Origin of the sequence: Streptomyces sp. NPDC020884, assembly GCF_044333935.1 — a bacterium.
GTDB lineage: Bacteria > Actinomycetota > Actinomycetes > Streptomycetales > Streptomycetaceae > Streptomyces.
In genome coordinates this window covers 17,135-39,247 of the sequence record NZ_JBIRRY010000005.1, presented here as the reverse complement: position 1 = coordinate 39,247, position 22,113 = coordinate 17,135, and the positions used below count along the sequence as shown (strand labels likewise).

The window sequence follows — 22,113 nt, the reverse complement described above, 5'->3', positions numbered from 1 at the left end:
CTCGGCAACTCCTCGTGAGTGGTTGATCAGTCGGTGCGGTGGTTCAGGAGGGCCGCGACGGCGAGGGCGGACCCCGTCGCGGCCAGGGACAGGGCATCGCTGCCGAGGGTGAGCAGGAGGGCGAACAGGACGGTCGGGCCGAGCTCCATCGCGCTGTTCAGCACCCCGCCCGCGAGCCCGGTCTGCTGCGGCGGTACGCCTTCGGTGGCGAGCACGGCGGCCCCGCCGAAGGAGGCCGCGGTGCCGACCGACAGCAGGACGAGGCCGGGCAACAGTCCGTACGCGTACGGGGTGTGCGCGTGGAGTCCGGTGGCGGCGAGGAGGATGAGCCCGGCCGCGCCGGTGCCGAGCCCCGCGGTCGTGATGGCTCCGGCTCCGTACCGGATGACCAGTGGCCCCGCCGCCCGCCCGGTGGCGATCAGCGCGACGGCGAACGGCACGAAGGCGGCCGAGGTCTGCGGCGGCGACCAGTCGCGTATCTGCTGGAGGTGGAGCGAGAGGACCACGAAGGTCATCGCGGTCCCACAAGCGCTCAGCGCGATGGCCGTGAGCGCGAGGGCCCGCCGCTGGTCGAGCAGGAAGCGGGCCGGCAGCAGCGGGTCGTGGGCGCGACGCTCGGCGTACAGGAACGCGACGAGCAGGACGACCCCGCCGAGCAGGGGCACGAGCACGCCGGCCGATGCCCACGGCCGGACGTCGGTGACGACGAGTCCGTAACTGGCGAGGGTGATCCCCGCGGTGGCGAGAAGCGCGCCCGGCAGATCGAGCGCCCTGCCCCGGTGCGGGGCGGTGTACGGCAGCAGCCGGGGCGCGAGGGCCAGGGCGGTGACCGCGACGACGAGGGGCACGGCGAAGGTCCAACGCCACGAGAGCCACGACAGGATGACGCCGGAGAGCAGATTGCCGGCGGTCGCGCCGAGCACGGAGAGGCCGCCCCAGGTGGCCATGGCCCTGCCGTACGCGGCGGGGGAGGGGTGGACGACGCGCAGCACCGCCATGGCGGCCGGCGCGACGAGGGCCGCACCGGCGCCCTGGGCGAAGCGGGCCGCGAGCAGGGCCCCGATGCCGGGGGCGAACGGGGCGGCGGCCGACGCCGCGGCGAACAGGAGGAGCCCGAGAGCGAGGGTGCGCCGCCCGCCGTAACGGTCGGCGAGCCGGCCGCCGAAGAGCAGCAGCCCGGCGAAGGTCAGCCCGTACGAGGCGCTGAGCAGAATCAGGTCCGACCGTTGCAACCCGAACTCCCGCCCGATGAGGGGCAGCGGCACAGCGATCGCGGCGAGCGTGAAGATCAGCGTGGTCTGCACGCTCCCGAGAAGGGCGAAGGCGTAGCGGTGCCGCACGGCGACGACCTGGGTGGCTCCCTCGGCGGTCATACCCTTCCTCCCCCTTCTCATATTTGACCGATCGGTCCATTATTCGGGCATGCGGCAGTCGCCGGTGGGACCGGCGTGATGATGGTGATTCAGTCCAGCAGGCTCAGCGCCTGCTCGGCCGCATCCCGCACCCGCGCGGGATCGCTGGACGCCTTGCCGACGACCCGCACCCCCTGCAACAGGACGAGCAACAGCCGCGCCAGCGCCCGCGGATCACGTTCCTCGGGCAGCTCGCCGCGGTCCCGCGCCCGGACGAGCGCGGACTGCAACAGCGCCTCGAGGTACTCCCAGCTGACCTCGACCCGACGGGTCGCCTCGGGGTCGTGCGGGGCCAGTTCCGCCGCCGTGTTGGTGATGAGGCACCCCCGCAACCGCCCCTCCGACGAGGCGGCCTCCGAGGCGAAGCGACGCACCAACGCCCGCACCGCGGGCAACGTGGCCCCCGGCCGGGCCAGTTCGGCGAAGAGGAGCGGATCACGCCCCTCGGAATACCGGTCCATGGCCTTCAGGTACAGCTCGTGCTTGTTGCCGAAGGTGGCGTAGATGCTGGCGCGACCGATCCCGAGGTGCTCGACGAGATCGGCGATCGACGTCGCCTCGTAGCCGCGCCGCCAGAACAGCTCGAGGGCCGACTGCAACGCGGCGTCCGGATCGAACTCCTTGGTCCTGGCCACATCGCAGACCCTAGGCCCAAGCAGAACGATCGGTCAAGAATCACGCGCGTCGCGGGGGAAGGTGCGACCCGCTGCGGACCAGTGGTTGAGGGGCCCTGCTCCGGGCGGCCGGGCGGCCCGCAGCCCGAGAATGACCAGGCACGCCACTCACCGGAACTCCCGTCGGAGCGGGCAAACCGGCATCTCCATCATCTCGTTCCGCCGGCAGACCCTCTCAGCTCTGCTCTCCCCAGCGTCTCAGGCACCATGTGTCGACCATCGAACGTCCAGGCGACCAGATCCGCGGAGGTGTGCACGCTGGATCCCAGGTCGAGGCCCCGGCGGGCAGCTACCCACTCCACAAGGGCCTGGGAATTCTCCGGAAGCCCAGTGAAGTGAACCAGGTTCGCGTACCAGATATCGCGGGTGAACCCGGCTTCGAACCAGGCGTCATCCGCCAACTCCTCCGCCAGATACTCGGCGAAGCGTTCGACGGCGTCGCCTGACGGAGAAGCGCACAGCATGACGCTCGCGGGAGTGAGCGTCAGCCCGGTCAGCTCCAGCCGGATGGTCCCCACCCGGTCGGACGCCTGGCGCAGCGCTGCCTGATATCGCATGAGCCGCTCGTCATCCTTGGGGACGATTGGCCGGTAACGCTCCAATGTGCGAACAGTGAAATGGGAGGAGACCGCTGCACCGGTGGGCCAGTGCGCGTTTCCCGCCACCGCCATGGCTTCCGCGGTAACGCGTTCCATTCGTCGGGAGACGGATGCGTCCGGCCGCAGGGCCACGGTGAGACCCCAGCGTCCGCCACCTTCCCTGGGCGGCTCCTGATGCGGGACATCCCCGGCCAGGAACGCGTCCCGCCCCCGTGCGAACAGTTCCGCGAACCGCGTGCTTCCCATATGCCTGATCCTGCCCTGCTGACCCGTCCAGATCCATGCCGGGTCGAGAAACAGGAACTCGGCTCGTTCCTCGAGGCCGGACCGGGCGAGTGGCCACGTGCGGCACCGGGCCGCCGGCCGCCCCGAACAATTCCGCTGGCACCGAGAGCGTTCCGACGACGAGACTGCCCCGGTGAACACCCTGCCGCCGTTGCCCGGTCCGCCCCCTTGGCCCGTACCGGACCCACGTGCCCGCGACGTCGCTCTCGACCATGCGGGCATGGACGCCTTGGTGGCCGACCTGGTTCTGCCCGGCGACGCGTCGATGTACGTCATGAGCGCGATGGAAACGTCCCGCGAACTCATCCGGCACGCCTCTTACCGATACGAGTTCGCCACCGTCGCCGTCACGCATTCGCTGATCGCCCTGGAGCAGGTCCTCACCGAGCGTCTGGCCATCGTCGAACCGGTCCAGGACCTCATCGTGCGGGCCGCGGACGCAGGGCTCATCCCGGTCGAACTCGCTGCCGAGCTCGACCGCAGCCGACTCCTGCGCGACAAGCTCACGCAGGGCACCGTGACGAGCGCCGCCCTCGGCCCGGTCAGGGCCATCACCCTGGTGCGTGCCGTCTTCGATGCTGTTTCCCTGCTCCTTCGTCCACCACGTGTGGCAGACGAGGCAGCTGTCGACCTGAGCGGAGCCCAGCCTGAAGCCCCTGAAGACCGACTCGCCCGGCTGTGGGAGGAACACCGGCGCGCCCTGTACCCGGACAGCTTTCGCGGCATTGACGTTGAGGGCGTGGAGCTGGTCGTCCTGGACGCCGATGTCGTCGGCCTCGTTCAGAGAGAGCTGAACGGTAGGCTCGATGACGGTGGCATTGCCCACCTCTGGGCTTGCATCGCCGACCTCGACAAGGTCGTGACCGTGATCAACTCGGAGTACTGCGCCTCCTACTTCGCGAGACTGCGGACGATGGCCAAGCTCGCGGCAGCCCGCTCCGTCCCCACCGCGACCTGACCCGTGGCGAAGCAGCAGTGGGTCCGGCATCATCCCCATGTGATGGTCATGCAACCCGTTCTGGAGCTCTTCGCTGCCGACGACTTCGCGCTCTGGCCGGTTGGCGAACACGCGTCATACGGCCACTTCGTGCTGAACGGGGAAACCGATCCGGCGGAGGTGGGCACAGCGGCTATGCGGATCGCCGCCGCCCTGGCCCTGGCCCTGGCACGGGCATGGGCATGGGCATGGGCATGGGCACTTGACCTTGACCTGGACCTGGCGCCCGCACAATGACCAGCTTCCTGACCCACCGAGCGCACGTGCACGACGCGCGCCTTCCCCTCCGTCCCCGGCACAGCGCGCTGCGGACCTGCATCACCCTCTTCGCTCCGTACGGCTTCCGGGCGACGTACCACCACCTCACGCTCAGCGCCGCGATCCCCCGGCGACTGGAGGCGGACCCGGACGCGCTGGTGCGGGCGGTGGAGGAGCTGCACGCGGCGCGGGTGCTGTGGCTCGCGCGGGCGGAGAAGTACGCCGCGCAACGCCGGGCGGAGAAGCGGGCCGGGCGACGGACGGTGGTGAACCCGCGACCGTGGTGGCTGCAGAGCCGGTGGGAGGGCCCGAACCGCGCCTGGTACGAGGCCCCGTTGAACCATCCGTCGCTGCGGCTGCCCGAGTACGTGCGGCGGCAGAACGCGATTCTGGACGGCGCCGTCTTCCCCGGCTGCCCCGCCTGCGGAGACGAGAGACCCCCGGTGTCGAACGCGACGGGGCACGGCTGGGTGGACCTCTGCCGTGGCTGTGCGTGGGTGCTGGCGCCATGTCCGTGTGGGCAGAGGCACCGGTTCGTTCCGGAGACCCCGTTGAACTGGAACGGGATCTGGCGGCGGGCGCACATGAGCGATGACGGCACGCCGAACCCGCATTGGCCGCCGGGCCAGCCGGGTGGATGCGGCACGAGGGGGGGCTTGAGCGTGGCTGATCAGCCGGGTGGTGCGCTCTTCACGGACGCGGATACGCGGTAGCAGTCCCTGCCACTCGACGTATTGCGCTCGTCGAGTGCGACCGTGTGGCCCAGGGCCAGGACGGCGGCCTGCCCCTCGACTATCCGGACGGGGCACCCCTTGCTGGCGGCTGCCTCAGCGCGTGGAGTTCAGCAGTCCGCCGACCACACGACGGACTGCTGAACTCCGGGGCCGTCGACGCGTACCGCGCCCGCCGTGTAAGCGGTCCAGAGTAGATCCTGGCACCCGAAGAAGGACTCCCCCCAGCTGTCCACCCAGACGTGGACGCGGGAGGCGCCGACCTGGGTGGCGTCCCACCATTCCCAGCCGCGGGAGTCCTCGTCGGGGTCGAAGCGGTACAGCCAGTCCAGCAGTTCCCATGGCCGGCCGCCCCCGGTGTGCTCCGCATACCGCTCGCGCCCGGCCCGTGCGAACTGCGGGGCCCGCTCCGGCTTCTGGGAACTCACAGCGGCGAACCAGTCCGGAACATCGCCGACCGGGAGACTCTCCTGCTCGAAATCCGCCGTGCCGCCCAGCCGCACGGCGGGTGAGATCACCGACCGCAGGCGCCGTTCGTACTCCACGGCATCCCCCTGAACGTCGATGACGAAGCGGGAGAGGACAGGGGGCGCGGCATCGGCACTCGGGCGATCCCGGAGCCTGCGGAGTTCGGCGGCCAAGCTGTCGCTTGTGTGCATCATGCGAGCTCGGAGAGTGCTGCGGGCAGGCGCCGGACGAACTTGGCACGACGGAGGTCGGAGAGACGAGGCTGTGATGCCATGCATCGATTATCCAGGTAGAGCCGACGATGAGCCGCTCAGACCACAGACACCACTCCTGCGAACAGGACACCGGCCCGCTGCCCCGGCGGCGGGGCCGATGATGCTCGCCCGCAGCGCCTATCCCGGAGATCAGTGGTGGAACTCGGCCGCCCCAGCACCAGCGTGAGGCCCACACCGACCTTGTGGAGCTCAACCTCTACGCCATCGCGGCCGTCGGTCCCCAGAGCCATGGGGCGGGCTCTTCCCTCCTGCAAAGCCGCGGTATTGCGCCAACAGGAGCCTGGTCCCTCTAACTTCAGCTGTCGTCGGACTGCCGTAGCCGCTGGATGCCTCCCATCCAGGGAAGTTCGTCCTCGAAGTCACACGCTGCGACGGCCTGTGCCTGGGCATCCCACAGGGCCTCGAGAATACGTGAAACGGTTCTCACCGCAGTGGTCTCGCCGTGCGGCGTCACCGGTTCCGTCTCGATGTGTACAGGCCACCGGACAAAGTCATCGGGCTGAACACCATTGGCTTGGGCGTCAGAATTCCGACGCACCTCGATTTCCATCTCGCCAACCGTCAGCGTGCGCCGCTCGAAGGCTCCACCGAAGAGACTGCCGAGTAGGCGCTGCGTTTCGTCGACCGTGATGTTCGCGACCAGGATCTTGCAGTAGGAGTATCTGCTCATGGGGATCACGGGACCCTGATGTAGAGGGGTGCCATACGGGCCTCCCCTGCGGATGATGGACAGATCAACCTCCATTCCCAGTTGCGCCTCCAGCGCCTTCCGTCGACTCCGTATACCGGCTTCGCCCGCTCGGATCTTCCCTGCCTCCATAGCGTAGAGATTTTTTCTCTCCTTGGCGCTTTCAGGGTTGGGTGTACCGAAACGCTCTCTGACGAACTGGTCGAACCTGTCCGAGTCGACACGAATTTAGACAACGACAGAGGTCCCGGTCACTGGCCGTGGCCTTTCAAAGAGAGGGTGACGAGAATCGAACTCGCGCTCTGAGCTTGGGAATCAGCGGTTCTTGGGCCACCAAAGGCGTCCTGTGCTGCGCTTTCCCATGAGACGGTTGAGATGGCTATGGTCTGTGGAGGCCGCACCTGACCGCTGCTGTCCGCTCTGCTGGGCACGGATGGGGCACGAGCAGAGGGGGCCAAGGGACCCTCAGGACCAAGCCGAGCAGTCCTCCAGCGAGATCTCCGCGACGGCCGCGTCCGCAACAGCCTCCAGGTCCGGAATGTAGGGGCGAACGTCGGGAAGCGGGGTGCAGAAGGTGACGTTGGAGGTGAGGAGGGCCTCCTCGGTATCGGCGAAGGAGAGGGAGACGTACGCCTTCACCTGAGTGTCACCGAACTCCTCCTGCGCTTTCCGCAGGCAGGCGCACATATACGCCAGGCACCTCCGGACGAGAAGGGGCGTACGTTCGTCCGGTGCGGTCGGGAGGTCGTAGTCGGTCATCCCCCTCCCGTTGATCGTCGTCTCCTCCGCGAGTCGATCGACATAGGTGCCAGGCGCCTCCGGACAGAGGTCGGTCAGCACGCGCCCACCAGTGGCCGTGCGGGACCACCCGCGTTCCACGATCTCAAGGAACATGGGGGGAATGTCCCGATCGCTCAGGTCGGTGATGTCTGTCGTCCGCAGGATCTCCCGCATCCGAGGATTGCTTCGCATGCCTATCCCTCGCCGAGTGCGGCGAGCCCCTTCTACGCCGAGGCCTTGGCTGCCGAGCCCGATGGTAACGGAGCAGTGTTGAAGGGCGTGGCCATCTGGGATAGCTCCAGATGTACGGGGCGTCTTTCCAGTCCTGTGCAGTGATTACTGCGGATCCTCTTTCCCCGTCGCCGAGTCAGGCACCTGAGACTCGTCTCCCCGGCGAAGCGCGATGCCGCGTGCACTCCGATGGCGAACTCCACCACCGGGCCATCGGCTGTATACGTCCTCCGGTGCAACTCGACGACCGGTTCACGTGCGTGCCGCACGACTTCGGGCACAGGAGGAGCGGGCCAAGAAACGATCGGGCGCGGAACGGGCACGCGATACGTAGACAGGTCCAGACAACAAACAAGGCCCGGGTCGATGACCTGGGCCCTAGTCGTGGAGCGGGTGACGAGAATCGAACTCGCGCTCTGAGCTTGGGAATCACCGGGTCCTGGGCAGACAAAGTTCCTTTGACCTGCATCTTTTGTTCGGGCAGGGCGAGGCTGGTGCGGACTCTGGACGCTGCTCTTGACCGCTGTTGACCGCCCCGAAGGGCACGGATGTGGCACGGGCCGGGGCGCGCAGCGGGACGGCGATGCGCCCCGCTCCGGGGTCTTTCCTTCAGTGTGTTCCCAAGCCGTCGTCGGAAGGCGACACCACTCCGGATTCGTACGCTGCGATCACCAGCTGGGCTCGGTCGCGGGCGGCCAGTTTGGACAGCAGGCGGCCGATGTGGGTCTTCACCGTGCCCATGCTCAGATGCAGGTGCGCCATGATTTCGTCGTTCGACAGGCCCCGCGCGATCAACCCCAGCACCTGGAGCTCCCGTTCCGTGACTCCGGTCAGCGCGGCGGAGGCGTGGCGGCGGCCGGAGTCCGGGTCGGGACGGCGCGTGAACTCCTGGATGAGGCGACGGGTCACGGAGGGGGCCAGCAGGGAGTCGCCCTTGGCGACGACCCGGAGGGCGGCCAGCACCTCCGCGGGCGGGGAGTCCTTGAGCAGAAAGCCCGCGGCGCCGGCCCGCAGGGCGGCGTAGACGTATTCGTCGAGGTCGAACGTGGTCAGGATCAGCACCCGGACGCCAGCGGTCTCGTGGGAGCCACAGATCCGCCGGGTCGCCTCGATTCCGTCCATGACCGGCATCCGGACGTCCATCAGGACCACGTCCGGACGGTGCAGATGGGCGAGCTCGACGGCCTCCGCCCCGTCGCCCGCCTCTCCGACGGCGGTGAGGCAGGGTTCGTTCTCGATGAGGATCCGGAAGGAGCCGCGCAACAACACCTGATCGTCGACCACGAGCACCCTGGTCACGTCCGACACGTCGGCCTCCCTGCGTCTCTTTCATCTCTCACACCATCGTCCCGGTGTCGTCCTGCGGCAGTCGGACGGAGACCGCGAAACCCCCTTCGCAGCGTGGGCCCGCACTGAACGTCCCGTCGTGCATCATCGCCCGCTCCCGCATACCGATCAGCCCGTGACCTGCCGTCCGTTCGGGGCCGACACCTCGCACGCCGTCGTCCGTGACGTCGATGCGTACTTCGCGAAGGTCGGCCTCGACCGTCACCCGGCAGCGTGTGGGGGCTGCGTGCTTTACCGCGTTGGTGAGGGACTCCTGAACGATCCGGTGGACGGCCAGGGCCATGCCCGCGGGCAGACCGCCATCCGGCAGCCGAACGTCCAAGTCCACCTCCACGCCTGCTCGTCGCGCTTGGTCGGCCAGTCCGCCGAGCGCGTCGACGTCGGGTGTCGGGCCCAGCGGCGCCGAAGGCGAGCCGGCGCGGAGCACGCCCAGGGTGCGGCGCATCTCGGTCATGGCGGCCCGACCGGTCTGTTCGATGACGCGCAGAGCGTCCTCCGCCTCCTCCGGGCGGCGCTGGGCCACGTGCACGGCGACCCCCGCCTTCACCACGATCAGGCTGAGACTGTGCGAAACGATGTCGTGCAACTCCCGCGCGATGCGCAGCCGTTCCTCGACGACGGCACGTTCGGCGCGGTGCGCGGCGTGGTCGGCCTCCCTGGCCCGCCGGGTCCGTACGGCGAAGCCTGCCGCCCAGCCGCAGCCTAGGACCAGCCAGACCATGGCGGCGACGCCGGCCGCCCCACTCCAGGTCTCGGCCGGGGTGACGACGGCCTCCCCGGCGAGGACCGCTGCCGCCGCGAGGGCGAGCGAGGCGGCGAGCACCGGCACCGAGCGCTTCGGGGGCGCGGTGAGAGCGACTGCGTAAAGGGTGAGGCCGACCGCGGCCCACGGCTCGCGCGTGATGTCCAGGAGGCTGGCGGCGGAGGCACCGACGAGGGCCGTCGCCGCGGCTGGTACGGGCCACGGCCGGCGGGCCGCGACCGGGAAGGCGACCACCGCGGCTACGAGCACGCCCGCCCATGCCGGTCCGGAGTAGTGGGGCTGCACGCCGTCGCCCGGCATCCGGGTGAATCCGACGTACACGATGGCGATCAGCAGTGCGGCCGCCAGGTCGAGCGTGAGCAGATGGATGTCGTGCAGCCGCCGGGGGACACGCATGGTCCGACCGTACATCGTCAACCAGCTCGCCCGACCAGGGTCATGAGAGCCAGTACGGCAGTGACCGCCACGGTCCAGCGGAGGGCCGTGGCCCAGCCGGGCGCCGGGCCGTTGCGCAGCACGGCAATGCCCAGCGGGACGAGCGCGAGACAGAGACCTGCGACGGCCGCCACCGACAGCGGCGTGGTGCCCTTGAGCACGCCGAGCGGCAGCGCGGCAGTTGCGGCCAGGGCCGATGCCCGGACGGGACCCAGCACATGCGCCCGCCAGGCTCCGGCAGCGAGGAGCAGCCAGCCTCCCATGATCGCGGCATTGAGGGCGCTGAAGATGTGGAAGGCGCCGTACGTCTCCCCGACGAACCGGGCGGCGGCCTCCGCCCCCTGCCGGTCGGCAAACTGGAAGGCGAGGTGGTCCACGCCGGCGTGGAACGTCCGGGCGAAGAGCCCCAGCATGGCGAGGACTCCGCCCCACAGAGCCATTCCGGGACTGCGACGGCCGATGCGTACCGCAAGCACGGCGAGGCCCGGCCACAGCAGGGCTGTCCCCGCCGCGAAGGCGCCGTAGGAGACCGCGACCAGTCCGGGGTGCTCGACGCGGGCGGCGAGCTGTTCCGGGAAGAAGAAGTGGAAAGGCAGCCGCAGCAGGACTCCGGCCCCCAGCAGCAAGGGCGCCACCACCAGCGAGACCCCGCCCACCCACCGCCCGGGAAAGGGCGCGTCGCCGTCCCACGCCACGGGCAGAAGTTGGGCCTTGGCCGGCGAGACGGCGCCATGTACGGCGGGTGTGCCCCGTGTTGTTGTCATGCCGTGAACGATCCCGGCCGAACGGCACCCTTCGCATCGGAGCACGGTCCGATCCTCCCGCCGCTCCCGCATCGGACCGTGGTCCGACGATCGGGACGACAAAGAAGCCCCAGGCCACTGGCCTGGGGCTTTTTCATGGAGCGGATGACGAGAATCGAACTCGCGCTCTGAGCTTGGGAATCAACGGTTCTTGGGTCACCGAAGAGGTTCTGACCTGCTCTTTCGCGTCGGCCGACATTGATGGCCATGGTCCATGGAAGCCGCACCTGACCGCTGTTGTCCGCTCCGCTGGGCACGGATGGGGCACGGGGTTGGCCGCGCGACTCCCTACCGAGGTACAGGCGCGGGGTGGGTCGACGGGTCAGAGAGCGATGATGCGGACTTGCTTGCCGCATGGCGACCGTGGGGTTGATGGCATAGGCGTACGGGTGCCCGTGCGGGCCGACGCCTTAACTCACGCCGGTGATCTCCGTTCGCGCGCAGGCGTATAGCCGAGGATTCTTCACTGGTGAGACCATTCGACTTCCCAATGCGCTTCGGCGAAGAATCCATCCGAGTCCTCACGGTTCTCCACCCAGTAATCCCCACATCCGTTGGAGAAGTCCGAGTCCTCGGCGAGGAGGATCAAGTAGCTGGGTGGGTTGCCAGGGAGTTCGTTGATCCTGACGAACTTTCCCAGTGTACATGTGGAATGTCGGGCCAGTGTTTTCCCTGTATGGAATCAGGATCCATGCGGAACTGTCGTAGTCCGTCCGCACTGCGGAACACTCCGCGATTCACTCCCTTTTCCGCATAGTCAGGGTGATGCGTCCGGCCGCATCGTGTTCGTACCGCGCCTGCCCAGCACGGGTGATGGTGGTGCCGGTGTACGAACGAGGGCCGGTGGTTGCGTGCCCCGGGTGGGAGGAAGGCCACTCGGTGGCGGACTGGTTGCCGGCGGGGTCATAGGCGTACGACTCGTTCCAGTTGACAGCCTCGACGGTGTCGACCACGCCGAGGAGAGCGTTGTCGGATCATCGATGTATCCGGTAACCGCCCCCACTCTGAGGGAAGGCTGTACCGATGTCACGGGACCAGGGATATCGGGTGCACCGGCTCAGGTACAGGACGCCGTGGCTGACCATCGGCCAGAGCTCGCGCAGCGACGGGTGCTGGTAAGCAGCTCGGGGAACGGCCGGATTGATGAGGTCCCTGCCGTAGGACAGCACAGCAGACCACGCTGCCGCCACGAACTCGGCCGCGCTTCGGGATATATCGTTGCTCGCAACGGTGTGATCACAGATCGTCAGGGGTTCCGTCGACGGCCGGCCCGCAACCGTCGGGAAGGCTGGCGGCGATCAACGCATAGGCCTCTTCGACGGTGTCGACCTCGCCGAGGAGGGACTTGTCGGACTCGCGACGCACTCGGTATCCACCCTTGGCCAGTGGGTAGGCCGTACCGACATCGTTTGTCCAGGGCCACCGGGTGCACCGACTCAGGTACAGGACGCCGTGGCTGACCATGGGCCAGAGCTCGCGCAGCGACGGGTGCTGGTAAGCAGCTCGGGGAACGGCCGGATTGATGAGGTCCCTGCCGTAGGACAGGGTATCGGACCACTCTGCTGCCACGATCTCAGCCGCACTTCGGGACTTTTCGTTGCTCGCCATGATTTTCGTTACCTCAAGTGTGTCGGCAGGTTCGACAGATCTGGTTGTATCTCGGGAATGTTCGGCTTGGGTACGGCGACTTCCTTGTATCCCCCCTCCTCGTTTCGGGTGTACCACTTTATCTCCTCCCACGGTCGCCCAGGACGTTCGTCATCGGGGTCTCCCCACGCGGCTGCCCCATCATAATTGCGTACTGCGTAGGCGACTTCGCTCATCTCCCATGCTGTGCCATGGCCTTGGCCCGGGTAGTTGTCCTCGTGCAGGGTGTTGAACGGAGCTCCATTCTGTGCCGCGTTCTGGAAAGCGTCCACAATATCCTCGGGTGAGCTCCAGTTTCCGACCCTGCCACTGCTGTTGGGCATGCCGTCGAGCGTGATCGACAGAGTGGTACCGCGATCCCCGATGGCCCCCATCACGTTGGTCATCCAGACCGGCCCGCTTTCCTCGACTCCGGCATAGTCGTCCCCGTTGTAGGTGTGGGCTCCCGGATCGCCGTTGGTGCGGAGATGCGCGGCGAGGGAATTCGAGGCAAAATCGGGCTTCTTGTTGATGCCCAGCGCCACACTGTGCCGGTGTTCCCCACCTCGGTGGGGGCAGCCTGCCAGTCCCAGAGGGTCGATCCACCGGGTCGGGTTGTCGACGTAGGTGACCGCGTTCGGGGCCGGGGTCAGACCGAGCGGGTCGGGGGAGAGGTAGCGGCCCGACTCGGGGTCGTAGTGGCGGTGTCGGTTGTAGTGGAGGCCCGATTCCGGGTCGAAGTACTGGCCGGGGAAGCGCAGGGGGGTGTACGCGCCGGCGTCGCGGTTCCATGACGTGGCTCCCCACAGGGCGGAACGGGTGCGCCACGCCACCTCGCCGAGCTCATCGACCAGTTCACGGGGCGTGCCGATGAGGTCGGTGATGATCGCGAAGAAGCGGCTGTCGACCTCCGTCTGGTCCACCAGCCGGCGTTCCACCTGGGTCACCGGCTTCACGCCGTCGTGGTCCCAGGTTAGGGCGACGGAATCCGGGGAGCCCGCCGTGGAAGTGATCTGTTCGCAGAGGGTGTCGCCGTCCCAGGTGAAGGTCACCTCCTCGACCACCGTCGCCCCGTCCTCGGCCAGGCGCTGCTTGGCTGAGCGCCGTCCCAGGGCGTCGTAGAGATAGCGCCAGCGTGTACCGTCCGGCGTGGTGACCGAGACGAGGCGGTCCTCCGCGTCCCAGCCGTAGTGCCAGGTTTCGGGCTTGCGGGAGAGGCGGGTCTTCCGGCGCAGGACCACCCGGCCCTGGGCGTCGTGCTCGTACCGGACACGGCCTGCGCGGGTGATGCGCGTTCCGGCGTACTCGCGCGGCCCGGAGGCGTCGCCCGCACCGGGCCAGGAGGCACTGGTCTGGTTCCCGGCCTCGTCGTACGCGTACCGCTCCGACCAGTTCTCCGCCGTGACACCGGTGACCCGGCCGTCACCGGAGACCTCCAGCCGCTTGCGGCCTCCGGCCAGCTCCTCGGCCGAAGCGAGATGGCCGTCGGGACGGTACGTGTACGTGCGGCGCTGGAGGACCCGGTCACCGGTCGTCCGGACGAGCTGGTCGATCAGGCGCCCCGCCGGGTCGTACGCGAGGTCGACGGTCAGCGCGTCACCGATCCGACGGCCGGTCTCGCGACCCGTCTCGTCGAAACGGAAGCTCAGTCGGTGGCCGGAGGCATGGAGCTCGGCCGTGCGACCGGCTGGGAAGGACCAGGAGCTGACGGCACCGGATGGGGTGACCCGGCGGGTGCGCCGCCCGGTCTCGTCGTAGGTGTTGACCAGTTCGCGGCCGTCGCACACCTCCCGGAGGATCCTGCCCGAACTGTCGCGTACGTGAGACAGCTCGCTGTCCGGGCCCGTCGATGAGGCGAGGCGGCCGTGGATGTCGTAGGCGAAGCGCGTGACGCTCCCGTCGGCGTCCTTGGCGGTGACCCGGCCCGCGAGGTCGCGTTCGTAGCGGACTGTCTGGCCGAGTCCGTTCGTACGGGAGATGAGTTGGCCGCAGGAGTCGTGGGAGTAGCGGAGATTACGGCCGTCGTAGTCGGTCTCCGCGCTGGTACGGCCTGCCGCGTCGTAGGTGTAGTCCCAGGTCAGACCCTGGGGATTAGTGACCCGGGTCAGGCGCAGCTCTGTGTCGTGGGTGAACTCCTGGCGTGCGCCGCCCGGTGTGGTGCGGGCGGAGACCAGATCGAAGTGGGTGTACTCGAAGCGGGTCTCGCCACCCGCCGCGTCGGTGTGCGCGAGGCAGTTGCCCTCGCCGTCGTACGTCCACGCTTGCTGCGAGCCGTCGGGGTCCGTCCGGCGGGTGAGCTTGCCCTCGACCGTCCACTCCAGTTCGGTGGTGCGGTCTTGGGGGTCGGTGATGCGCACCGGGCGTCCGAACGCGTCCCGGACGTAACGGGTGACCGTACCGAGCGGCCCGCGGACCGCCAGCGGCAGACCGGCCGCGTCACAGCGCAGCCGGTCCAGCGCGCCCAGGGAGTCGTCGACTCCGATGAGCTGGCCCTGCGGGCCGTGGGTGAGTCGGGTGGTGGACCCGTCCGGCCGGGTGAAGAGCGTCGGGTTGCCCCGGTCGTCGTACTCCTGCCGTGAAGTCCCGCCGTCTGCCCCGGTAACGGCGGCGAGCTGGTTCAACTCGTTGTACTCGACCTGGGCGACGGTGCCGTCGGGGTGCCCGACCCGGGCCGGGTTTCCACGATCGTCGTAGGTGTACGTGGTGGTACGCCCGAGGGGGTCGGTCCGGGACAGCAGCCGGTCGTACCGGTCGAAGCTGCGGTGGGTGACGCCGCCCAGCGCATCGATCTCCGCGACGGCCTGGAGCCGGTCGTTGAACTGGTGGACCTTGGTCGCGCCGAGGGAGTCCGTGTACCGGGTGGCGCGGTCGCCCGTCTCCGGATGGACGTCGTAGGCGAACGTGGACGACAGATAGCCGTCCGGGCCGACCGTGCGGACCACGCGGCCGACATCGTCGTACACATAGCGGAACGTGGAGTCGTTACGGTCGGTCCACGAGGTGATCCGGTCGTTCGGGTCGTACATGAAACGCAGCGGCAGACCGGACGAGTTGATGACGGCGTCGAGGTTGCCGACAGGGTCGTAGCCGTAGCGCATGACGGTGACGGGACCGTCCGGCGTACGCAGGGACAGCTCCCGTACGCGGGAGTCCTCGACGGCCAGGGCGACCCGGTAGCCCCCGGAGTGGACGATGGCGGTCGGACTGCCGTCCCCGAGGCGGGCGAAGTCGATCCGGTTGAGGTTGCGGTCCTCGATCTCCTTGAGCCAGTAGGCGGGGGACGCGTTGTACGGGCCGCCGCGGAAGGAACGCGTCAGACCGGAACGGGGATCGGTGACGAGATAAGTGGATTCGCCGTTGCTCTGGCCTCCGTGCCGCAGGGGGAGCCGTGGGCCCTCCACGGGGAGCACCCCGTCGTCGTCCTCGGCCAGGGGCAGCCGCGGATAGACGAGGAGCGAACCGTCCTCCCGGGACCACACCGCGCCTCCGCCGAGCAGGTCCAGCTCGATCCGCTCGTCCAGCGTTGAGGCCCAACTGCGGCCGAACCACTGGCCGTAGTGATAGCCGGAGAGATGGGTCCGGCGAAGGACGAGAGGAAGGACTCCGGGCAGGGCCAGGTCGGTCTGCGGCAGGGTCATCTCGCCGGTGGCGACGTCCACCGGGTCGTTCTCGCAGGTCTTCTTCTCCAGGGAGATCGCGTTGCGGCGCGGCTCGTCCTTGGCGTTCTTCAGCGCGTCGGCCTTGGTGCGGGTGGAGTTCCGGGGCGCATCGGGGCGCGGGCCGTCTTCCTTGTCGCCCTTACGCACCTTTACGCCCTTGGACATCATCTCCTTGATGTCCAGTTCGATCTTCTTCTGGTTCTCGGAGATGCCCTTGACCGCTTTCGGCAGTGTCTTGCCGAAGTGGTCGCCCATGGCCCTGTTGGCCTTGCCGAGCGCCTTCATGGCCTTGTCGATCACGGGGTCCAGGGCGCCTGCGATGTCGTCCTTGCCTCGACTTCGGCCATGATGCGTCCTGGCCTTGGACAGTTTCCCCGCCGTCTTGCCGTGAACGTCGACGCTGACCAGGTTGAGCTTGGTGCCCGCGCGGGTGTGCTCCGCGTGCTCGATGTGCACGCCCTTGCCGGGCGCGGGGCCGGGACCGTCGGCGGAGGCGAGTTGGAGGGAATCCTTGGCCCCCGCCACTCCTTCGTTGAAGCCCTCCTTGCCCGACTGGCCGACCTGGTTCATGTCGACGCCGTCCTGGAGGCCGAGCGCGTTGGCTCCGACCTGTACGGCGAGATCCGCGGCCATGTTCTCCAGCGCGGCGACGGCCGGCTCGGTCAGAGCGGAGACGATGTATCCGACGACCTCCTCCATGCACTCCTTGATGATCCGGCGGATGGCCTGCTGAGCGACCGCGATGGCCGCTCCGCCGATGAGCATGGACAGCCCGCCGGTCACCGGTATCAACGCCATGGAGATGCCCGCTTTGCCGGCGAGCACGCCCAGGTGGACGATTGCCGCGTACTTCATGGCCTCGATCGCCGTGGCCGCGTTGTCCAGGGCACCGGCGATCGTGCGAGCGCCACTGGCCAGGTCCTTTACGTGCTTGTTCTTGACCTTGCCCCAGTGGCCCTTGAGCGCGTCGAGGGCTTCACCGCTTCCGGAGGACAGCAGACGTTGCACGTGCTGGTTGGCAAGGTGACCGTCGTCCTCGACATCCTCGGCGAACTCCCGGAGAGCGTCGGCCATGTCCCGGTACGCGTCTTCGTCGACGTTCGGCCAGTTGATCCCGATGAGGTCAAGCATGGTGTCGGCCCAATCGGGCACGGTTACAGCCACAGCGCGAAGTCCCCCCGTGCAAAGCTGCGTTCACTGAATGCAGATGCGAATCAGGATCTCATTCCTGCACGGCGATACCAAGATCGTCTCATTCCGGCGTGCGCAGGCTGGCGGACAGCTGTGAGGTGAATCCGTTCACATCTGGCGACAGATTCTCGCGGCGAGGCGGTGGCGGAGGGGGGCCTGCACCTTCCGCGGGCGGCTGCCGGGCGTCCCCGGTCAAGGCGAGCCGTCGGACGGGCGAGGCCGCTGGCGGTCCGGGTCGCGCTGAGGTCGAGCCACCTCGTGCGGATCTGGTGCACGACGCCTGAAGTGGTCCAGACAACAAAGAAGCCCCCGGCCGCTGGCCTGGGGCTTTTTCATGGAGCGGGTGACGAGAATCGAACTCGCGCTCTGAGCCTGGGAGTCAACGGTTCTTGGGCGGTCGTTCCTGCTGTGACCTGCACGGTTGGCCGAGACGCACAGAACCGGGGCGGCCTCCATGCACCGTACTCGACCGCTGGTGCCCGTTCTGCTGGGCACGGGTGCACGGGTGCACGGGTGCACGGGTGCACGGGCGGAGGCGGTGACCGAGAGTTTCAACGGCCGAGTCCGCTTCGAACGCGACGAGAAGCGGCGGTCCGGGTGCCGCAGCGGCCGCTCAGAGGTGACCGTCCAGGAACTGCCGTACCTCATCGCTGGTCATGGGCCCCGTGCCGTGCGCCACCGCCGTTCCCTCCTTCAGGAGGAGGCAGGACGGGGCTCCGGTGATCCCGTATCGCTCGGTTGCCGCCGGGCAACGCGTGATGTCGGTGCGGACGACCGTCAGGCGGCCCGAGTAGGCGGCGGCGATGTCGCCCACGACGACATCCATCACCCGGCAGGGCTCGATTGCCTTGGGCCATGCCCCGGTGAAGTATGCGAGAACCGGAACCTTGCTTCTCCCGAGGATGAAATCGAACTCCGCGTCCTCACGAGGTCGGTGAACCAGTTTTGTCATGGGAGCTCCTGACCTCACGTTTCGTACTCCGTCCCATTCTCCATCGCGCGGTGTGCCAGTCGGCCCCGGCCGGTCGTCCGACCGGCTGCCGGGAGGGAGGTACGGGCCGCCGCAGGACGGCGGTGGCCCCTGGGGCGAGCGGCCCGGCCCCTTGCCACCACGACCGGAAAGCCGCCGTTTCCCGGGTCGTGGCGGCTTGGCACTGGGAACGGGCAGGATCTCCGGACGCTCGCGGACGCGGCGGTGGACGGGTGACGCGTCAGTCGACCCGGAGGCCGACCGCCAGCGTCAGTTCAAGGACCCGGTGTGGTGATGCGAGATCGGGAAACAGCTCTCGGAGCTGCGACATCCGGTATCGGACCGTCTGGGGGTGGACGAACAACTCCGCCGCGATCTCGGCCCGTCTGCCCTGGTGCAGCAGCCACGCCCGCAACGTCTCCTCCAGCCGACGTGCGGTTGCGGCAGGCAGGGTCTGCAACGGTGCGAGGGCTCGGGCGCGCAGGTCTGCGAACGCGTCCGCGTCGGCGCTGAGCACCAGGTCGGGCAGGTGGTCCTCGGTGTCGCGAATGTCAGAGGAAAGGGAGCGCGCGCGTAGGGCCCGTGCGTACGAGGCGGACGCGTGGGTCCATGGCCGTGCCGGGCCGACCACGGCGGCGCGGTCGGTCAGCTGCCGTAGGAGACGTGATCGGTCGGCATCGGGGACGAGGAGCACACCGGTGGCATCCGGCAGATCGTCGAGGACGAGGGTGCTCGGGTCGAGTGTCCGGTAGGCAGGCCGGGCTTGCGCCGCGGGCAGCAGGACGGCGGTCAGCGAAACCGGAGGCTGCCACCTGGCCCGTTGGCCGGAGGCCAGCAGCACGTCCGGGCCGGCGCCGGCGAGGAGGTCGCGGGCCAGGTGTTCCAGGTGACGCTCGTGGGCTCTGCCCCGGGCGGCCAGTTCGTCGGCGTGGCCCGCGGCGCTCGCGGCGGAGAGCTCGTCGATGTAGGCGAAGGTCAGCTCGGCGAACTTGGCGACCTCGGCGGCGGGCAGACCCGCGGGTACGGCACCCGCTGCCAGACATCGCCAGGCGACCCGGGCGCCGACGCGGTAGGCGCCGAGCAGGGCGTCCATGGAACGGCCGTCGCGCACCTCGCCGCGGCCCAGCTCGTAGGCGGCGTCCCCGGCGTCGCCGCCTGTGGCATTCCCGCTCGCAAGGTCCAGGTAGTGCCCCAGGGCGGTGCGGACGGCTCTGCGGATCGTGGCGCCCATGCGGCCCGACAAGGCATGGGCGTAGGGAGGAACCTCGTCGATGATCGCCTGGACGACTTCGTCGGCGGTGGTCTTGAGTGCGGCCCGGAGGGCGGTGACCGTCGTCTCATCCAGGGTCAGCTCGCTGGCCCTCCGGATTGCATAGCTCATTTTTTGTTCCCTGCGAACAATTCGGCCGACTGGATTTACGTCCTGTGGTCAGGACTTTACGCCGGAGGCGCAGCAAGCTGGAGTCATGACGAGTACAGCCCTCCGTGGCAGGGCGTGGAAACTGCTGGAGATGGTCACGACGCCGCTGCTGCCGTCGGACTACCTCGATCTGGTCAGCCCGCTGCGTACGGGCGCTGACCTGCGTGGGCGCATCGAGGCCGTGCACTCCGAGACCGATGACGCCGCGACTGTCGTGATCAGGCCGGGGCGGGGCTGGCGCGGCCACACAGCCGGCCAGTACGTGCGGATCGGGGTCGACGTCGATGGGGTGCGCCTGTGGCGTGCCTACTCCATCACCTCGCCGACGAACCGTCAGGACGGCCGCATCACGATCACCGTGAAGGCGATCCCGGACGGCAAGGTCAGCAATCACGTGGTCCGCAGGGCGAAACCGGGCATGCTGATCCAGCTCGACCAGCCGACCGGTGACTTCGTCCTGCCGCAGGCCAAGCCCGCCAAGGTGCTCTACCTGACGGCCGGCAGCGGCATCACGCCCGTGATGGGCATGCTGCGCGACATCGAACTCGACGACGTCGTCATGGTCCACTGCGCGCCACAGCCTCAGGACGTGATCTTCCGCAAGGAACTGCACAGCCTGGTCGCGGACAAGAAGCTTCGGCTCACCGAGGTGCACACCGACACGGACGGCAAGCTCGACATCTCCCGTCTCCAAGAGCTCGTGCCCGACTGGGCCGAGCGCGAGACCTGGGCGTGCGGGCCCGCAGGTCTGCTCGACGCCGCCGAGGAGCACTGGAGAGAGCACGGCGTCCATGAGCGCCTGCACACCGAACGCTTCCGCCCCGGCATCGTCGTCGCCGGCGACGGCGGCGAGGTCACGTTCAGCGTCACCGGCAAGACCATCGACGCGGACGGCGCCACGCCGTTGCTGGACATCGGCGAGGAGATCGGCGTGCTCATGCCCTCCGGGTGCCGTATGGGCATCTGCTTCGGGTGCGTCACGCCGCTCAAGGCCGGCGCTGTCCGCGACCTGCGTACCGGCGAGATCACCGAGGCCGAGCCGGGCGTCCTCATCCAGACCTGTGTGTCCGCCGCGGCGGGTCCCTGCGACATCGAACGGTAGGAGCACCTTGACCGCCATCGACCCCACCGCCCACCTGGCCGCGGAGCAGATCGAGGAACTGGGACGCGAGCTGGACGCCATCCGCGACGAGGTGATCGCCGACCGCGGCGAGAAGGACGCCGCCTACATCCGGCGGGTCATCTCGGCGCAGCGCAAGCTGGAGCTGGTCAGCAGGGGTGTGCTGCTGTTCTCGATCTTCCCGCCCGCGTGGCTGATCGGCACCGCCGGGCTGTCCGTGGCGAAGATCATGGACAACATGGAGATCGGCCACAACGTCCTGCACGGCCAGTGGGACTGGATGCGCGACCCGAAGATCCACTCCACCACCTGGGAGTGGGATCACGTCTCGCCGTCCGCTCAGTGGAAGCACTCGCACAACGAGCTGCACCACACGTACACCAACGTGATCGGCAAGGACAACGACCTCGGCTACGGCATCATGCGCGTCGACGAGGACCAGAAGTGGCACCCCTTCCACCTGGGCCAGCCGCTGTGGAACTTCCTCAACGCCTGCTTCTTCGAGTACGGCATCGCAGCGTACGACCTGGAACTCAGCAAGAACCTCTCCGAGCGCCGCCGCAAGAACCCGGAGTTCCGCGCGCGGGCCAGGGCCGTGGGCCGCAAGATCCGCAAGCAGGTGCTCAAGGACTACGTGATCCACCCGCTGGTCTCGGGCCCCTCGTTCCTCACCACACTTGCCGCCACGTTCACCGCGAACCTGGTCCGCAACCTCTGGACCCACTCGGTGATCATGTGCGGGCACTTCCCCGAGGGCGTACAGGTCTTCGAACGCCAGTCGATCACGGGCGAAACACGCGGCCAGTGGTACCTGCGTCAGATGATGGGCTCGGCGAACATCAGCGGCAGCAAGGCCATGCACTTCATGACCGGCAACCTGTCGCACCAGATCGAGCACCACCTGTTCCCGGACCTGCCGAGCAACCGGTACGCCGAGGTCGCGGTGAAGGTGCGCGCGCTGTTCGAGAAGTACGAGCTGGAGTACGTCACCGGCCCGCTGCCCAAGCAGGTGTTCTCCGCGTGGCACAAGGTCTTCCGGCTCGCACTGCCGAACAAGCAGCCCAGGGTCGGAACGCCGGACCGTGAGCAGGACCTCATCGCCGCCTGACTTCCCGCCGCACCTCAGCCGTTGGCGACGTCACTGCTGCGACACGACGGCCTGGTCGGCCGGCTTTCGCCGCTCGTTCGGTGACCGGTTCTACCTTGACGCGGGAGAGAGCCCAGTTCAGGCGAGGCATGTTGGTGCGGGTGTGGCTGACTTCCACGATGGTGTTGGCACCGATCACTAGGTCGGCTCCCATGTCGTGGAAGACCCGCAGCATCGCGAGGAGCTTGCGGTCCTGCGCGATCCAGGTGGAGAGCCCTTCCGAGTCCAGGGCGA

At 68.4% G+C, this 22,113-nt stretch carries 20 protein-coding genes and 2 pseudogenes; 5 read left to right on the top strand and 17 right to left on the bottom strand.

All coding sequences use genetic code 11. The features are described from left to right. Positions 1-26: 26 nt before the first annotated feature. The 3 genes from ACH4UK_RS17030 to ACH4UK_RS17020 form a co-directional block, all read right to left on the bottom strand. Positions 27-1,373, bottom strand: a complete 1,347-nt coding sequence (locus ACH4UK_RS17030; RefSeq protein ID WP_398357067.1) for an MFS transporter — start codon at positions 1,371-1,373, stop codon at positions 27-29. An 89-nt stretch (positions 1,374-1,462) separates the two neighbouring features. Beyond that, the gene (locus ACH4UK_RS17025; protein ID WP_398357065.1) at positions 1,463-2,047 is read right to left on the bottom strand and encodes a TetR/AcrR family transcriptional regulator; all 585 of its coding nucleotides are present in this window, start codon (positions 2,045-2,047) and stop codon (positions 1,463-1,465) included. 188 nt (positions 2,048-2,235) lie between these two features. Next, complete coding sequence (locus ACH4UK_RS17020; protein ID WP_398357064.1) at positions 2,236-2,931, bottom strand: hypothetical protein; 696 nt, start codon at positions 2,929-2,931, stop codon at positions 2,236-2,238. Between the two features lie 259 nt (positions 2,932-3,190). Here ACH4UK_RS17020 and ACH4UK_RS17015 point away from each other — a divergent pair, with 259 nt between their 5' ends. Genes ACH4UK_RS17015 through ACH4UK_RS17005 form a run of 3 tightly spaced genes read left to right on the top strand, consistent with a single transcriptional unit; the run spans position 3,191 to position 4,938 of the window. After that, positions 3,191-3,928, top strand: a complete 738-nt coding sequence (locus ACH4UK_RS17015; protein ID WP_398357062.1) for a hypothetical protein — start codon at positions 3,191-3,193, stop codon at positions 3,926-3,928. Between the two features lie 3 nt (positions 3,929-3,931). Beyond that, positions 3,932-4,204 carry a hypothetical protein gene (locus ACH4UK_RS17010; protein ID WP_398357060.1) on the top strand — a complete coding sequence of 91 codons (273 nt, stop codon included), beginning with the start codon at positions 3,932-3,934 and terminating at the stop codon, positions 4,202-4,204. Further along, complete coding sequence (locus ACH4UK_RS17005) at positions 4,201-4,938, top strand: hypothetical protein (protein WP_398357059.1); 738 nt, start codon at positions 4,201-4,203, stop codon at positions 4,936-4,938. Before ACH4UK_RS17010 ends, ACH4UK_RS17005 begins: the two co-directional genes overlap by 4 nt. Before the next feature lie 128 nt (positions 4,939-5,066). On the opposite strand, the gene ACH4UK_RS17000 is transcribed toward ACH4UK_RS17005, so the two are convergent. The 13 genes and pseudogenes from ACH4UK_RS17000 to ACH4UK_RS16940 form a co-directional block, all read right to left on the bottom strand. Further along, positions 5,067-5,501 carry a hypothetical protein gene (locus ACH4UK_RS17000; RefSeq protein WP_398357057.1) on the bottom strand — a complete coding sequence of 145 codons (435 nt, stop codon included), beginning with the start codon at positions 5,499-5,501 and terminating at the stop codon, positions 5,067-5,069. A 493-nt stretch (positions 5,502-5,994) separates the two neighbouring features. Then, entirely contained in the window at positions 5,995-6,369 is a 375-nt protein-coding gene (locus tag ACH4UK_RS16995) for a hypothetical protein (RefSeq protein WP_398357056.1), read from the bottom strand. A gap of 483 nt (positions 6,370-6,852) precedes the next feature. Next, positions 6,853-7,341, bottom strand: coding sequence for a hypothetical protein (locus ACH4UK_RS16990; RefSeq protein ID WP_398357054.1), 489 nt, complete (start codon positions 7,339-7,341; stop codon positions 6,853-6,855). A gap of 162 nt (positions 7,342-7,503) precedes the next feature. Next, positions 7,504-7,652: pseudogene (locus tag ACH4UK_RS16985) on the bottom strand (GntR family transcriptional regulator); the annotation flags it as partial. 355 nt (positions 7,653-8,007) lie between these two features. Continuing rightward, the gene (locus tag ACH4UK_RS16980) at positions 8,008-8,706 is read right to left on the bottom strand and encodes a response regulator (protein WP_398357052.1); all 699 of its coding nucleotides are present in this window, start codon (positions 8,704-8,706) and stop codon (positions 8,008-8,010) included. A 28-nt stretch (positions 8,707-8,734) separates the two neighbouring features. Next, entirely contained in the window at positions 8,735-9,904 is a 1,170-nt protein-coding gene (locus tag ACH4UK_RS16975; protein WP_398357050.1) for a sensor histidine kinase, read from the bottom strand. A 17-nt stretch (positions 9,905-9,921) separates the two neighbouring features. Continuing rightward, positions 9,922-10,707, bottom strand: a complete 786-nt coding sequence (locus ACH4UK_RS16970; protein WP_398357048.1) for a hypothetical protein — start codon at positions 10,705-10,707, stop codon at positions 9,922-9,924. A gap of 776 nt (positions 10,708-11,483) precedes the next feature. Then, positions 11,484-11,699: a hypothetical protein gene (locus ACH4UK_RS16965; RefSeq protein ID WP_398357047.1), complete on the bottom strand. Its 216-nt coding sequence runs from the start codon at positions 11,697-11,699 to the stop codon at positions 11,484-11,486. Positions 11,700-11,720: 21 nt separating this feature from the next. After that, positions 11,721-11,936 carry a DUF6193 family natural product biosynthesis protein gene (locus tag ACH4UK_RS16960; RefSeq protein ID WP_398357045.1) on the bottom strand — a complete coding sequence of 72 codons (216 nt, stop codon included), beginning with the start codon at positions 11,934-11,936 and terminating at the stop codon, positions 11,721-11,723. 46 nt (positions 11,937-11,982) lie between these two features. Further along, the gene (locus tag ACH4UK_RS16955; RefSeq protein WP_398357043.1) at positions 11,983-12,354 is read right to left on the bottom strand and encodes a DUF6193 family natural product biosynthesis protein; all 372 of its coding nucleotides are present in this window, start codon (positions 12,352-12,354) and stop codon (positions 11,983-11,985) included. Positions 12,355-12,362: 8 nt separating this feature from the next. Then, on the bottom strand, positions 12,363-17,195 hold the full coding sequence (locus ACH4UK_RS16950) for an RHS repeat-associated core domain-containing protein (protein WP_398357041.1): 4,833 nt from the start codon (positions 17,193-17,195) through the stop codon (positions 12,363-12,365). A 640-nt stretch (positions 17,196-17,835) separates the two neighbouring features. Continuing rightward, the gene (locus tag ACH4UK_RS16945) at positions 17,836-18,174 is read right to left on the bottom strand and encodes a thioredoxin family protein (protein WP_398357039.1); all 339 of its coding nucleotides are present in this window, start codon (positions 18,172-18,174) and stop codon (positions 17,836-17,838) included. Positions 18,175-18,433: 259 nt separating this feature from the next. Further along, positions 18,434-19,573, bottom strand: a complete 1,140-nt coding sequence (locus ACH4UK_RS16940; protein WP_398357037.1) for a PucR family transcriptional regulator — start codon at positions 19,571-19,573, stop codon at positions 18,434-18,436. Between the two features lie 85 nt (positions 19,574-19,658). On the opposite strand from ACH4UK_RS16940, the gene ACH4UK_RS16935 reads away from it, so the two are divergent. Beyond that, on the top strand, positions 19,659-20,714 hold the full coding sequence (locus tag ACH4UK_RS16935; protein WP_398357035.1) for a ferredoxin reductase: 1,056 nt from the start codon (positions 19,659-19,661) through the stop codon (positions 20,712-20,714). Positions 20,715-20,721: 7 nt separating this feature from the next. Further along, a complete protein-coding gene (locus tag ACH4UK_RS16930; protein ID WP_398357034.1) occupies positions 20,722-21,840 on the top strand; it encodes a fatty acid desaturase family protein in 1,119 nt (372 codons plus the stop codon). A 61-nt stretch (positions 21,841-21,901) separates the two neighbouring features. On the opposite strand, the pseudogene ACH4UK_RS16925 reads toward ACH4UK_RS16930, so the two are convergent. After that, a pseudogene (locus tag ACH4UK_RS16925) lies at positions 21,902-22,108 on the bottom strand (DNA-binding protein); the annotation flags it as partial. Positions 22,109-22,113 lie beyond the last annotated feature (5 nt).

Excerpts from the sequence above, each read along its gene's own strand:
- ACH4UK_RS17030 (WP_398357067.1), bottom strand. The coding sequence starts at position 1,373 with ATGACCGCCGAGGGAGCCACCCAGGTCGTCGCCGTGCGGCACCGCTAC.
- ACH4UK_RS17020 (WP_398357064.1), bottom strand. The coding sequence starts at position 2,931 with ATGGGAAGCACGCGGTTCGCGGAACTGTTCGCACGGGGGCGGGACGCG.
- ACH4UK_RS17015 (WP_398357062.1), top strand. The coding sequence starts at position 3,191 with ATGGACGCCTTGGTGGCCGACCTGGTTCTGCCCGGCGACGCGTCGATG.
- ACH4UK_RS17005 (WP_398357059.1), top strand. The coding sequence starts at position 4,201 with ATGACCAGCTTCCTGACCCACCGAGCGCACGTGCACGACGCGCGCCTT.
- ACH4UK_RS16995 (WP_398357056.1), bottom strand. The coding sequence starts at position 6,369 with ATGAGCAGATACTCCTACTGCAAGATCCTGGTCGCGAACATCACGGTC.
- ACH4UK_RS16990 (WP_398357054.1), bottom strand. The coding sequence starts at position 7,341 with ATGCGGGAGATCCTGCGGACGACAGACATCACCGACCTGAGCGATCGG.
- ACH4UK_RS16975 (WP_398357050.1), bottom strand. The coding sequence starts at position 9,904 with ATGCGTGTCCCCCGGCGGCTGCACGACATCCATCTGCTCACGCTCGAC.
- ACH4UK_RS16970 (WP_398357048.1), bottom strand. The coding sequence starts at position 10,707 with ATGACAACAACACGGGGCACACCCGCCGTACATGGCGCCGTCTCGCCG.
- ACH4UK_RS16955 (WP_398357043.1), bottom strand. The coding sequence starts at position 12,354 with ATGGCGAGCAACGAAAAGTCCCGAAGTGCGGCTGAGATCGTGGCAGCA.
- ACH4UK_RS16945 (WP_398357039.1), bottom strand. The coding sequence starts at position 18,174 with ATGACAAAACTGGTTCACCGACCTCGTGAGGACGCGGAGTTCGATTTC.
- ACH4UK_RS16940 (WP_398357037.1), bottom strand. The coding sequence starts at position 19,573 with ATGAGCTATGCAATCCGGAGGGCCAGCGAGCTGACCCTGGATGAGACG.
- ACH4UK_RS16935 (WP_398357035.1), top strand. The coding sequence starts at position 19,659 with ATGACGAGTACAGCCCTCCGTGGCAGGGCGTGGAAACTGCTGGAGATG.